The 12,754-nt window shown below is 41.1% G+C and carries 11 protein-coding genes; 3 read left to right on the top strand and 8 right to left on the bottom strand.

All coding sequences use genetic code 11. From position 1 onward, the window contains the following. Nucleotides 1–67: 67 nt before the first annotated feature. The 8 genes from I6F45_RS06805 to I6F45_RS06770 form a co-directional block, all read right to left on the bottom strand. Nucleotides 68–820: a DUF3379 family protein gene (locus I6F45_RS06805; protein WP_165741872.1), complete on the bottom strand. Its 753-nt coding sequence runs from the start codon at nt 818–820 to the stop codon at nt 68–70. Beyond that, on the bottom strand, nt 820–1,377 hold the full coding sequence (locus tag I6F45_RS06800) for a sigma-70 family RNA polymerase sigma factor (protein ID WP_032827217.1): 558 nt from the start codon (nt 1,375–1,377) through the stop codon (nt 820–822). The genes I6F45_RS06805 and I6F45_RS06800 overlap by 1 nt, the downstream gene beginning before the upstream one ends. Before the next feature lie 61 nt (nt 1,378–1,438). Beyond that, nucleotides 1,439–3,097 (bottom strand): BatD family protein, encoded by a 1,659-nt coding sequence (locus tag I6F45_RS06795; RefSeq protein ID WP_165741875.1) that lies wholly within the window; start codon nt 3,095–3,097, stop codon nt 1,439–1,441. Next, nucleotides 3,091–5,013, bottom strand: a complete 1,923-nt coding sequence (locus tag I6F45_RS06790) for a VWA domain-containing protein (RefSeq protein WP_197160027.1) — start codon at nt 5,011–5,013, stop codon at nt 3,091–3,093. Before I6F45_RS06790 ends, I6F45_RS06795 begins: the two co-directional genes overlap by 7 nt. Beyond that, nucleotides 5,013–5,999 (bottom strand): vWA domain-containing protein, encoded by a 987-nt coding sequence (locus I6F45_RS06785; protein ID WP_197160025.1) that lies wholly within the window; start codon nt 5,997–5,999, stop codon nt 5,013–5,015. Before I6F45_RS06785 ends, I6F45_RS06790 begins: the two co-directional genes overlap by 1 nt. Then, nucleotides 5,992–6,426 (bottom strand): DUF4381 domain-containing protein, encoded by a 435-nt coding sequence (locus tag I6F45_RS06780; protein ID WP_165729176.1) that lies wholly within the window; start codon nt 6,424–6,426, stop codon nt 5,992–5,994. The genes I6F45_RS06785 and I6F45_RS06780 overlap by 8 nt, the downstream gene beginning before the upstream one ends. A 2-nt stretch (nt 6,427–6,428) precedes the next feature. After that, nucleotides 6,429–7,373, bottom strand: a complete 945-nt coding sequence (locus tag I6F45_RS06775) for a DUF58 domain-containing protein (RefSeq protein WP_010554656.1) — start codon at nt 7,371–7,373, stop codon at nt 6,429–6,431. 3 nt (nt 7,374–7,376) lie between these two features. Further along, complete coding sequence (locus I6F45_RS06770) at nt 7,377–8,333, bottom strand: AAA family ATPase (protein ID WP_004335627.1); 957 nt, start codon at nt 8,331–8,333, stop codon at nt 7,377–7,379. A 306-nt stretch (nt 8,334–8,639) separates the two neighbouring features. Between I6F45_RS06770 and fadI the strand changes: the two genes are divergently transcribed. The 3 genes from fadI to I6F45_RS06755 all read left to right on the top strand — a co-directional run bounded on the left by fadI (nt 8,640) and on the right by I6F45_RS06755 (nt 12,740). Next, entirely contained in the window at nt 8,640–9,950 is a 1,311-nt protein-coding gene (fadI, locus tag I6F45_RS06765; RefSeq protein WP_004335629.1) for an acetyl-CoA C-acyltransferase FadI, read from the top strand. After that, a complete protein-coding gene (gene fadJ, locus I6F45_RS06760) occupies nt 9,950–12,157 on the top strand; it encodes a fatty acid oxidation complex subunit alpha FadJ (RefSeq protein ID WP_197160023.1) in 2,208 nt (735 codons plus the stop codon). The genes fadI and fadJ overlap by 1 nt, the downstream gene beginning before the upstream one ends. 73 nt (nt 12,158–12,230) lie before the next feature. Beyond that, entirely contained in the window at nt 12,231–12,740 is a 510-nt protein-coding gene (locus I6F45_RS06755; RefSeq protein WP_007580595.1) for a GNAT family N-acetyltransferase, read from the top strand. The last annotated feature ends 14 nt before the right edge of the window (nt 12,741–12,754 follow it).

The following is a 12,754-nucleotide window of genomic DNA, read 5'->3' as shown; positions in this document are numbered from 1 at the left end:
AAGGTTTATTGGTGGGTATATAATCAAAAAACCGCTTAGTAGGAACTAAGCGGTAAATTTGTTTATTTTAAAGCCAACGAATAGCGCCAGTAACGCGTTCGTTATAAGTATTTAGAGGTGCTCCAACACTTGCCACTAAAATAGTATCTGCTTGTGAGCCTCGGTTAATATGACCTTCAAAGCGCTCGTCTTTGAAATTATCATCACCAAAACCAAATGATTTATTTTCAGATGGCACTATAAATACAGTCATTGGGCCAAAGTCAGACTCAAATATCAAATGCAGCCCTTTTTCGCCTTTAAAATCACAAAACATAGCGTAAGTTACATCACCAGGAAGTTCATCAAGATGACCACCTAATACTGCAAGCTTGTCGTTAACGCTTTGTAGGCTAATGGGCTCTTTTTTGTCAAGCGCACTAATTTCGTAGTACACATGGGCAAGCGCATGCTCACCCGCTTCGTGTGCAATATTTTGCTCTGTACTAAAAAAGAAGGCACTAATAGCCACTACAAAAGACGCTGCTAATGCAAGATGCACTCGGTCAAACTTAAAACGCGAGCGGGCATCAACCACGTTCTTTCCCGTTGCTTGCTCTTCTTGTAGCGCTTTTTCTTTTAACGATGTGTTTAAAAGAATGCGGTCTGCAAGGTTTTCAGGCACAGGTATATCTAAAGAGTCTTGAATATACTTATCAAAATCTTTCATATCGTTAATAAAACTTTGTCGCTCAGGGTTATTGTTAGCAAACTCCATGAGCTCCTTGTCAATGTCGTTTGGCTGCGCAATAGTGCGGCGACGAAACTCAAGTTCATCCATTATTTTGATGCCCCTTTAAGTTGTTCATCATCACGGCTTAAAGCCTCTTTAAGTTGATTTCGGGCACGGTATAAACGAGTCATTACCGTGTTTTTATTTAAATTAAGTATGCCTGCGATCTCTTCACCAGAGCAGCCCATTACAACTTGTAGTAATAATGGCTCTCGGTATTCATCAGATAGCAGGGCAATCTGGCGTTGAATAACCGTTTGCTCCATTTCATCATCTAATGAGTGGCTGGTTTCATCAACAAGCGTATCGTTTTCTACGTCGCTGTAATCAAACTGTTTACGTTCAAATCGGCGCGCATTTTCTCTTCGTAATATAGTAAGCAGCCAAGGTTTAGCTGCCTTTTGATCAAGTAAAGAGTCGAGAGAACGCCACGCGCGTAAAAACGTTTCTTGTACTAAATCATCTGCTATGTGCGGATCACGGCATAACCAATAAGCAAAGCGATAAAGCTCTTTATTGTAAACGTGGACCAAGGCTTCATAACGCTTTTGTTTCTCTGCCATATCGATTAAGACCTGATTGTTTGATTTTTTCTTTCCAAGCATAAGCACTTTTTTAATTAAAAATTATTATTTATTGCAAAAAAAGACCTGAGTATCGTAGTTATTAATCATAAAGGTCTTTTAATACAGCTTGTTGCGACTTTGATGCTTGAGTTTGATAGTTCTCAAGAATTTTAATAATAGCATTAAGATCCGTGTTTGCGCCTTTATTACTATAAAGTTGTGCCTGCAATTGGCTAATGAGGCCATTAAGCTCGCTGCTCTTTACGCGATAGCAAAGCTCATCAATAGCGCCAACATTTTTGTGAGTCACCTTTACAGAAAAACTATTTAATGCGGTGTAAAAAGCTTTCACATCGTGTGTTTTAGCTAAAGCTTTAAGCTCATTCAAGTTTGGCTGAACAATACGCCCACTATTAATCTGTACTTTTTCAGTCGTATTTTTAGAAGAACGGGTAACTAGATAAAAAATTACAGTACCAATCCATAAAATATATCCTAAAACGGCAACTACAATTAACCAAAGAGGAGTATCTCTTTTAATTTCAATGTTTTGTGTGCCTAGATCTTCATTCGATATATTTTCAATAGCAGATGAATTATTTATATTTGGCTGCGGATTTGCCACAGCTGTATTAGCCGCAGTGCTACTAGGCGTTACCGTTATAGTGCGCTTTGGTAATGTAGCTACGCTAATACGATTCATTTTAGTGTTAAACCAAGGCAGTTTTATTTCAGGTAGGGTATAAGTACCTGGTTTTTGCGGCAGTAATGCATACGATGCGGTTTGCTGCGATACAACGCGTCCGTCACGTACTGCATTGTTATTTTCTTTTTTATCAGGGTAGCTGCGTATGCCATCAATGGTAGGCATAGAGATTTCAGGTAATTGCTCTTTTGTAACTCCAAGCGCAGTAAGTGTAATAGTACGTGTTATAGGCGTACCTACTTCTACGGTGTTGTCGTTAGGTTGCCATTCTTCATCAAGACTAACCAGCTCGCTTGGTAACCATGCACCTTTATAATCACTCGGAATTGGTTTAATTTCTATTTGCTGATCGTCGCCAAGAGCTGATACTTCTAATTGACGATAATTTTGTTGTACTCGCCCTTGAAAAGCGGGGCCTGCAATAGTGTACGCACCACTTTTTTGTGGCTGAATCAAATACTCGCGAGTAATAACAAGGTAGCGTTTACCATCAACAAGCTCATAGCTTTCAGTTTGCTTACCCAATTGGGTTAGCTGAGCATCTTCCATACTTGGTGTGCTTAAGCTGCCATCAAGCAGCTCTTTCGCAAGGTAAAGCTTAATAGTGTAAACACCGGCTTCTTGGACAAACAATGAATTACTCGAGAGCGACGTTTTTAAAAATATTTCGTTATTTTTATCTGCATCAACTGAGCGTTTTGCCACTTTTAATTTAATAGGCTGTGAGGTTAACCCTGCAACGCTAAATGCCGGAATAGTGTAATCACCCTCTGCACGGGTCATTAATTTAACTGACCACGTGGTTTGTTTATTAATGCTGCCATTAATAATGTTGGTACGAGAACTTAAGCTTGTTGGGCCTACCACAAAGTCTTTTAACAGCGATGAGGTGTCTGGTTGCTCGCCTTTAACTGTATCGTCTACGGATATATTAAGCATAAAAAATTCACCCGCTAAAACAGGGTTTTTATCTACGCTGGCTTCTAATTTGGTGGCAGCCCACGAAGGCATCGCACTTAATAGCAATAAACAGCAAAATAATCGCATTACCATGATTTTTCGACTCCTGTAGGGCGACGTTTATATTGTCTTTTTTGGGCTTCTAATTGCATTTTATTCCGTAATAAAATAGCCGGATCGTCCGGGACTTTTCTAAGTAGTTGATTAAGCTGTTGTGCTTTTTCTTTTTCTTCATTAGTGAGCTCACTTGCTTGGGCTTGCATAGCTTGTTGCTGAGCATTTTGTTTTTGCTCATCAGTAGCAGGTTGCTCATTCATTGCTTGTGGCTTACTTTGTTGCTGCTCGTCTTTAGGTTGGTCAGCGTCTTTATTTTGCCCTTGCTCACTTTGTGGCTGGGCTTGCATATCAGGTTCATTTTGCTTGTCTGATTGCTCGCCAGGCTCACCTTGTTGATCTTTTGATTGTTCAGACTCTTTATCTGATTCTTTATCAGATTTTTCATCGCTTGAGCTTTGACTTTCGTTTTCGCCTTTTTCAGAATCGCTTTTATCACCATTTTGTTGCTTATCCTGTTTTGACTCATCAGAATTTTGCCCTTGGTTTTGCTCATCTTTTTTCTGGCTATCATCTTGGTCTTGAGAGTCGTCGCCGTCGCTTTGCTGATCTTGTTGATTGAGTAATTGTTCAACTAAAGCTTGGTTGTCAGTTGCTTGTGTAAAGTCGTCTTGTAAGGTTTGGGCTTGTTTGTAGGCTTCAATGGCGTCCTCAAGCTTGCCAGCTTTGGCGAGGGCATTACCGTAGTTGTATAAACCGGTAGCCGACTTATCATTACTAAACTCATTAAGTGCAGCATCAAAATTACCTTGCTGGTAAAGCGCCGCGCCTTTTAACTCACTCGATTGCGCCTGTGTTGCTGCATCGTATTCTTTATTTTTGTAAGCCTCTAATGCACGTTGATCTGAATTTTGCAAAAGAGTAGGAAGCTCTACGGCATACGCATCTTGCTGCGGTAAAAAGCTAAAGGCTAAAAAAGCCCCCAGCAAGGCAGCGCGTCTAAATAAATACAAGCCAAATGGCAATAACAGTAACAGTCCGTATATACCGGCATCTATTCGCCAAAGTGCATGGCTTTGTTTTTCGTCTTTTAACAATTCGCTTTGCGCGCTTGGAGCAAATATATTTATGTCGTTATTGCTAGGTTGGTAACTGGCAAATTTACCGCCGCTGCTTGATGCTAAATTTTTAAGCTGAGTGGCATTAAGTGTAGGTACTACAATTTGGCCGTATCTGTCTTTCAAAAAACCACCTTCAGGTAATTTTATCGGTGCGCCTTGAGCGGTACCTACACCATATATATTTAATCTATATTGGGTGTTATTGGTAAAGCTACTCACGTCGCTTTGTTCTTGTTGGTCAATACCGTCGGTCACTAAAATAATGTCGCCATCAATATAACCCGCTTGCGTTAATAGCTCTTTGGCCATATCAAGACCGGCTAAAACGTTTGAGCCTTTGTCTGGCATTATTTCAGGGCTTAAGCTTGGAATTAAATTACTGAGTGTTGTGGCGTCGTTTGTTAGTGGCGATATTATATAGGCCGTGCCTGCGTAAGCTACAAGCGCGGTATCACCTTCTTTAAATAGCTCAATCATATCAAGCGCTTTAAAGCGTGATTGCATTAAACGATTTGGTAAAATATCGGTGCTGTACATTGAGTACGACATATCCATAACAATTACACGGGCACTTTTACTTTGAAATACAGGAACTTGTTTTTTCTCAAAGCTAGGCCCAGCACTAAATAAAATGCCAAGGCTGCAAAACAAAGCAACTAACCAAAGTGGTTGGCTGGCTTTAGTGTTTGCTTCGCTCATTATAAATTGTGCTAAATGCGGTGCAATTAGCTGCTCACTAGTCGTTTTTTTATCCTTAATTAAGGCGACAAAAAATAATGCCACAGCAGGTATGAGTAACCATAAAAGAGCGGGGCGAATAAATTCAAAATCCATTAGTTTGGCTCCTTTAATGCACGCAGTGTACTAAGCATTACTTTTAAGCTAATAAGTAAAATAGCGATAAGTAACGTGTAGTAAAATAATGAGCTTTGTGGGCGAAATGTTTGCTCGTCAGCGCTAATAGGTTCAAGTTTATCAAGCTCTGCGTAAATTTGTTGAAGGCCTGCTACATCTTTGGCTCTAAAGTATAATCCGCCAGTTTGCTCGGCAATCTTTTTAAGTAAGCTTTCATCTAAATTACTGCCACTAGAGCCACCCATATTAAAGAGGCTAAAACCGCGCGGATTATCTGAGCCAACGCCAATGGTGTACACTTTAATACCTTCTTCGCGGGCTAGCAGTAAGGCATCTTCTGGGTTTAGGTTACCAGCGGTGTTTTGTCCGTCGGTTAATAGCACCACAATACGATTACTTTCATCTTTATTGGCAAAGCGCTTTACCGAAAGACCCAATGCATCACCAATGGCTGTTGCGCGTCCCACTAAACCAATTTGCGCTTCACTGAGCATTTTACTTACTGTTTTAACGTCGCGCGTGAGGGGGGTTTGTAAAAATGCGGTGTCGCCAAATAATATCAGCCCAAGCCTGTCGCCTTGGCGCTGCTCTATAAAATCACTGAGTACGGCTTTTACCATGGTAAGGCGGTCAACATATTGGCCATTGTAAGCCATGTCTTGCTCGGTCATAGAGCCTGATAAGTCAACAGCTAGCATTATATCGCGGCCTTCGTTTGGCAATGAGATTGGCTCATCTAACCATGTTGGATTGGCAGCGGCAGTCACAAGTAATAACCAAATTACCCACTCAAAAGGATTTAAACGTCGTGCGAGTGGCTCAATACTTTGGCTGGTTAAATTGTGCTTTGCAAAACTGGGTATACGTAAACGCGTACTGGCATTACTTGCTGCGGGTTTTAATAGTAAAAGTAATAAAGGTAAGGGTATTAATAAAAATAACCATGGCCAGCTAAATTCAAACATGTACTGACTCCTTTATTTTAAATTGCTTAATACCTTGGCGAAATTTTTCGCACAGTGTTGTATCTTTTTGGCTGGGATTATATAGGCTTAGTATTTCTTGTTCTGTAAAGTTCAAACCGGTGAGTGTATTAAGTGTTGTGCACCATTTAGAGGTAGATTGCGCAGCAAGGCGCTTGTCGTAATATTCAATCACTAAACGTTTTAAAATAATATGCAGTTGCTGAGGATTTTGCTCACTTTGGCTTAATTGTATTGCGTAGCGTTTAGGCTTTTTAAATTTATGTTTTTTGTAAAATATATAAATAGCCGCGCACAGTGCTAAAAACAGCAGTGCAATAATAACCCACCAAGCAGGGGCGAGTGGCCACCAATTAACTTGGTTTGGCGCTATTATATCGTGCAGGCCATCGAGTGGATTGGTTTGCATGGTTATTTTCTCACTAATTGCAGCTCAAGCGGTGTTGCTGCATTGAATGATATTAAATTAAGACCCGATTTAGTTAAGCGATTAAAGCGCGTACTAAATGCTTGCTCAGCATTTTTAGCAAAGCGTTCTCTAAAGCTGTTATCCATTAATGGTAGGGCAAAGTCTTGACCATTTGCATTAACGGTGACTGCTTGCTTAAACGCAGGTAACTGATGCTCAAATGGATCGCTTATGTGGCAACCAATCAGCTCGCAGTGGCGGCTTAATATTTCGAGTTGCTTAAAGCTGGCATCATCCAGAGCATTAAAATCAGACACTAAATACACTAAGCTGCCTGGTTTTGCTAAATGGTTAAGGCGCTTTAGGTTATCGCTAAAGTTGTTAGGGGCTGTTTTATCAATGTTGTTGAGTGCTTGCTGGTGGTTGTCGCATAAATTATGACAAAGCTTAAGCACGGCTTTTTCACGGGCGCTGGGCTTTAACTCCAAATGCGAGTGCTGATTAAACACAATACCGCCAATTCTATCGCCGCGCTGACATGCCGACCATGCAACAAGAGCGCTTATATGCGCAGCTTGCACCGACTTTAACAGTAACTTTGAGCCAAACAGCATTGAGTTTGAAAAATCAGTGAACACAAACACAGGGCGTTCTTTTTCTTCTTGAAAGAGCTTTGTGTGAGTTTCGCCGGTACGCGCAGTAACTCGCCAATCAATAGAGCGAATATCGTCACCTTGCTGATAATGTCGGACTTCGGCAAATTCCATTCCCCGGCCTTTGTGCGGTGCAAGGTATTGCCCTGTTAAGGTATTTTTTATTTTTACCTTAGGGGCAAGTTCAAGCAATTGCGCTTTGGCTTTGTAATACATCAGCTCTTTGAGTGCTAAATTAACACCGTGGCTATGGCTCTGTTTGAGCCATGCTTGGGATTCTAATTGTTTTTGCATAACTTATGGTACGGCTACAAGTTCAACTATACGGCTTATTACTTGATCTTTAGTAATGCCATCGGCTTGGGCTTCGTAACTTAAAATAATGCGGTGACGCAGTACGTTATGCACAACAGCTTGAATGTCATCAGGTGCTACAAAGTCACGGCCTTGAAGCCATGCATGAGCACGAGCACATTTATCAAGTGCTATTGTTGCACGCGGACTTGCACCAAACTCAATCCAGCTACCTAGTTGCGCATCTAATTTAGCGCCTTCACGGGTGGCAATAATAAGTTGTACTAAATATTGCTCAAGTGGCTCTGCTAGATAAAGGCCTAATATTTCTTTACGAGCTGCAAATAAATCGCTTTGACTAATTTTTTGCATTACTGGTTGTTGCTCGTTAAGCGCTTCGCCACGTGTTAAACGTAGTATATCAAGCTCATGCTCTGCGCCAGGGTAGCCAATACTTAGGTGCAGTAAAAAGCGATCCAGCTGGGCTTCTGGTAACGGGTAAGTCCCTTCTTGCTCTAGCGGGTTTTGTGTTGCCATAACTAAAAATAGTTCGCTAAGCGGATAGGTGTTTTTACCCACGGTCACTTGGCGCTCTGCCATGGCTTCTAATAGTGCTGATTGTACTTTGGCTGGTGCACGGTTAATTTCGTCAGCTAAAATTAGGTTGTGAAAAAGAGGACCTTTTTCAAATACAAACTCGCTAGTTTGTTGGCGGTAAATATCGGTGCCTGTTACATCAGCCGGTAATAAGTCTGGCGTAAACTGTACGCGCTGAAACGATCCTTCAATACCTTTAGCAAGTGCATTAACTGCACGTGTTTTTGCAAGCCCAGGAGGGCCTTCTACTAATAAGTGACCATCAGCTAAAATAGCAATAAGTAGCGCTTGTGTAAGCTCTGGCTGGCCAATGATTTGTGTATCTAAGTACGTTTTTAATTGTGAAAATGCGTTAGCTGCCATAATAAGTGGACTGTCCTCGTCAGCTGGGTTTGTACCTAATAGTGTTAGGTGATAAATACTGACCTATTTATAAGGTTTATAATTGGGTAACTCAAGAGTTAGACTGTATTTTTTAAAATAGTTCGTTATTTTTTAACGATTTTTAGCGTACCACAAAACTTTGTAAATGCGTCTAAAAAAGCCTATTGTGATAGTCGTAATTAAACACTGTTTATATAAATTTGTGTTTTTCTATTGGCTTTAGCACACGGGTTGTTTAGAATCGAGGAAAACAAACAGGTCAGACCTGTCAGCGGGAGAGCATAAATGTCTGAGCAAAACATACTAAAAACACCAAAGGGCGACCGTATTGCCATAGTTAGCGGCTTACGTACACCTTTTGCAAAGCAAGCAACAGCGTTTCACCATGTACCAGCACTTGATATGGGTAAGTTGGTGGTTAACGAAATGCTTGAACGATTAAATTTCAATAAGTCAGAAATTGATCAACTTGTATTTGGTCAAGTAGTACAAATGCCAGAAGCGCCAAATATTGCACGTGAAATTGTATTGGGCACAGGTATGCCAGTATCGGTTGATGCATATTCTGTATCGCGCGCATGTGCTACCAGCTTTCAGGCTATTGCTAATGTAGCTGAGTCTATTATGGCGGGATCTGTAAGTGTAGGTATTGCAGGCGGCGCAGATTCGTCATCAGTATTGCCAATCGGTGTAAGTAAAAAGCTAGCAGGCAGCTTAGTTGATTTAAATAAAGCGCGTACGCTTGGTCAGCGCTTAAAAATATTTTCAAAACTGCGTTTAAAAGATTTATTACCAGTTCCACCTGCGGTTGCAGAGTACTCAACAGGCCTTTCAATGGGACAAACTGCTGAGCAAATGGCTAAAACACATAATATTAGCCGTGAAGATCAAGATGCATTAGCACATCGTTCTCACTCACTTGCAACGCAAGCATGGGCTGATGGAAAGTTAAAAGATGAAGTAATGACGGCGCATTTACCGCCATATAAAAGCTTCATTTCAGAAGACAATAATATTCGTAAAAACTCAACGGTTGAAGGCTACGCTAAGCTTAAACCGGTGTTTGACCGCCAGCACGGTACAGTTACCGCAGCAAATGCAACACCATTAACAGATGGTGCAGCGGCAGTGCTTATGATGAGCGAAAGCAAAGCAAAAGCATTGGGTTACGAAATACTAGGTTATGTACGCAGCTTTGCATTTTCAGCAATTGGTGTAGAAAAAGACATGCTAATGGGCCCAGCTCATTCAACACCTATTGCACTAGATAGAGCGGGTATTACCCTTGCTGATTTAGATTTAATTGAAATGCACGAAGCGTTTGCATCGCAAACACTTGCCAATATGAAAATGTTTGCTTCAGACAAATTTGCACAAGAGCATTTAGGTCGCAGCAAAGCAATTGGCGAAATTAACATGGATAAGTTTAACGTTAACGGCGGCTCTTTAGCATATGGTCACCCATTTGCAGCAACAGGTGCACGCTTAATTACGCAAAGCTTACACGAGCTTAAACGTCGTGGTGGCGGTTTAGCATTAACAACAGCGTGTGCTGCTGGCGGTTTAGGTGCAGCCTTTGTATTGGAGAGCGCGTAATGACAGATTCAGTATTTAATTTAGCGGTAGATGAAAATAAAATCGCCGTGGTAACGATTGATGTGCCGGGTGAGAAAATGAATACCCTGCGCAGCAGTTTTGCCGATGATTTAAAAGCATTACTAGAAGACGCTAAGTCGCAAAATGTAAAAGGCATGGTATTTATAAGCGGAAAAAGCGATAACTTTATTGCTGGCGCCGATGTGAAAATGCTCGATAGCGTTCAAAAGCGTGAAGATGCTTTAGCTATTAGCGAGCTATGTCATCAAGCGTTTTTTGATATGACAAAACTGCCATACACAACAGTAAGTGCGATTCATGGCGCTGCATTAGGTGGTGGTTTAGAGTTTGCTTTAGCATGTGATTACCGTGTTGGTACCGACAGTGATTTAACAAAAATTGGCTTACCAGAAGTACAACTTGGTTTACTTCCAGGTGGCGGCGGCACCCAGCGCTTAACCAAAATTGTTGGTATTCAAAAAGCACTTGAGTGGATGCTAACAGGTAAACAAATTCGCCCTACGCAAGCTAAAAAAGCAGGCGTGCTTGATGATTGTGTACCGCACAGTGTGCTGCTAAAAGTTGCAAAAGAATTTGCCGCGAAGAAAAAGTCACAAGCAAAAGAGCCAAAGCTCGACAATATTAGTAAATTACTAGAGTCAAACCCGTTTGGTCGTAACTTTATCTTTAAAAAAGCAAAAGAAAACGTACTTAAAAAAACGGGCGGGCACTACCCAGCACCACTAGCTATTATTAAAGCAGTGCGAGCTAGTGTAGAGCTTGATGAGCTAAAAGCGTATAAAACAGAAGCTGAAAGCTTTGCAACACTTGTAATGAGTGACGAATCGAAAGCGCTTCGCGGTATTTTCTTTGCAACGACTGAAATGAAAAAAGAGTGGCGCAATGATGACGCACCCGCAATAAGCAAAACTGCTGTTTTAGGTGGTGGACTAATGGGCGCAGGCATTGCGCACGTAAGTGCTGTTAAAGCTAAAGTACCGGTACGTATTAAAGATGTAGCAGAGCAGGGCATTAGTAATGCAATGAGCTACACCTATAAAATTTTAGATAAGCGTCTTAAGCGTCGTATTATGTCTAAAGCTGATGTGCAGTTAACGATGAACCGTATTACAGGTACAACTGACTACAGTGGCTTTAAACACATTGATTTAGTAATAGAAGCGGTGTTTGAAGACCTTGCACTTAAGCAAGGTATGGTTGCAGACGTAGAGCAGCAATGCCAAGCAAATACAATTTTTGCAAGTAACACGTCATCATTACCAATATCGCAAATTGCAGCGCAGGCAGCACGTCCTGAAAATGTAATTGGCTTGCATTACTTTTCACCAGTGGAAAAAATGCCATTAGTGGAAATTATTCCACACGAAGGTACGTCTCAAGAGACCATTGCCCGCGTTGTTAACTTTGCACGTAAGCAAGGTAAAACGCCAATTGTTGTAAAAGACATGGCCGGTTTTTACGTCAACCGTATTTTAGCGCCTTACTTAAACGAAGCTGCTAACTTAATGTTAGCAGGCGAGCCAATTGAAAAGATTGATGCAGCGCTTGTTGAGTTCGGTTTTCCGGTAGGCCCGCTGGCTCTACTTGATGAAGTAGGTATTGATATTGGCTCTAAAATTGCCCCAATTCTTGAAAAAGAATTAGGCGAGCGTTTTAAAGGCCCTGATGCATTTATGCGTATGATTGATTCAAAACGCCTTGGCCGTAAGTCTGGTCGTGGTTTTTATGAATACGATAAAAAAGGCAAAAAGGTTGATGAGTCAGTTTACGAACTATTGGGTGTTACCCCGGCTCCACGTTTAAACAAGAGCGAAATTGCTAAGCGTTGTGTATCGCAAATGCTTAACGAAGCAGTACGCTGTTTAGATGATGGCATTATTGCCAGCCCACGTGATGGCGATATCGGTGCAATATTTGGTATTGGTTTTCCACCATTTTTAGGTGGCCCGTTTAGCTATATGGATAAATTAGGCGCAAGTAAAATAAGCTCTGATATGTCTACATTAGCTAACAGCGATGCTAACTTTGCACCATGTGAATCACTGGTAACAATGGCAAGCTCTGGTGCTACTTTTTATAACGCAACACATGTTGAGGTTGTAGCTCCTGAAGTACAAAGCACTGAGTCACAAGAGCAAAGTGTAACTGAGCCTGAAGTTACCAAAGAGATTGAAACGAAAGAATAAAGTTTCTGCTATCTAAAAAAACCGCATTTAAATGCGGTTTTTTTATAGTTTTTATAAATAAATGAGGAGCTTAATGACATTATTTACACAAAGATTGAGCATATACCAAATGGAAGAATCTGATTGGCCTCTTTTTCTTGCGCTTCATCGCGATCCTCAAGTCCTCAAGTATTGTTTTGATATGCCAATGGAGTCACTGGTAAGAAACCGCTTTGAGATACGCTTGCCTAAGTGGAATGCTAAATCACGTCATCCCCTGTGTTTACTCATTATTAATAATCAAACAAAACAACCTGTGGGTGTTACAGGTTTTGCCTATGACGGAGAAACCGCAGAGCTTGGTTATTTATTATTGCCAGAGTATTTTAATAAAGGCTACGCGACAGAATCCCTAAGAGCTGTGATTGACTGGGCTTGGAAAGAATGTGGTATTAGGCAGTTTAAAGCAGTCGTAACGCGTGGCAATATTGGTTCTGAAAAGGTGCTTGGTAAGTGCGGTTTAACCCATACCGATACACTTTTTAAAGTGCATACAATAGGCGAAAAGTTATATGACGATTTAATTTATACGCTTAAGGTGTAGGGTTTTAATGGGCT

It is taken from the genome of Pseudoalteromonas sp. SWYJZ19 (genome assembly GCF_015864375.1).
Classification (GTDB): Bacteria; Pseudomonadota; Gammaproteobacteria; order Enterobacterales; family Alteromonadaceae; genus Pseudoalteromonas; species Pseudoalteromonas arctica.
The sequence above is the reverse complement of the archived record's forward strand: the minus strand, read 5'-3'. Positions and strand labels throughout refer to the sequence as shown.

Coding starts and splice junctions, on each gene's coding strand:
- I6F45_RS06805 (WP_165741872.1), bottom strand. CDS start 820: ATGGATGAACTTGAGTTTCGTCGCCGCACTATTGCGCAGCCAAACGAC.
- I6F45_RS06800 (WP_032827217.1), bottom strand. CDS start 1,377: ATGCTTGGAAAGAAAAAATCAAACAATCAGGTCTTAATCGATATGGCA.
- I6F45_RS06795 (WP_165741875.1), bottom strand. CDS start 3,097: ATGGTAATGCGATTATTTTGCTGTTTATTGCTATTAAGTGCGATGCCT.
- I6F45_RS06790 (WP_197160027.1), bottom strand. CDS start 5,013: ATGGATTTTGAATTTATTCGCCCCGCTCTTTTATGGTTACTCATACCT.
- I6F45_RS06785 (WP_197160025.1), bottom strand. CDS start 5,999: ATGTTTGAATTTAGCTGGCCATGGTTATTTTTATTAATACCCTTACCT.
- I6F45_RS06780 (WP_165729176.1), bottom strand. CDS start 6,426: ATGCAAACCAATCCACTCGATGGCCTGCACGATATAATAGCGCCAAAC.
- I6F45_RS06775 (WP_010554656.1), bottom strand. CDS start 7,373: ATGCAAAAACAATTAGAATCCCAAGCATGGCTCAAACAGAGCCATAGC.
- I6F45_RS06770 (WP_004335627.1), bottom strand. CDS start 8,333: ATGGCAGCTAACGCATTTTCACAATTAAAAACGTACTTAGATACACAA.
- fadI (WP_004335629.1), top strand. CDS start 8,640: ATGTCTGAGCAAAACATACTAAAAACACCAAAGGGCGACCGTATTGCC.
- fadJ (WP_197160023.1), top strand. CDS start 9,950: ATGACAGATTCAGTATTTAATTTAGCGGTAGATGAAAATAAAATCGCC.
- I6F45_RS06755 (WP_007580595.1), top strand. CDS start 12,231: ATGACATTATTTACACAAAGATTGAGCATATACCAAATGGAAGAATCT.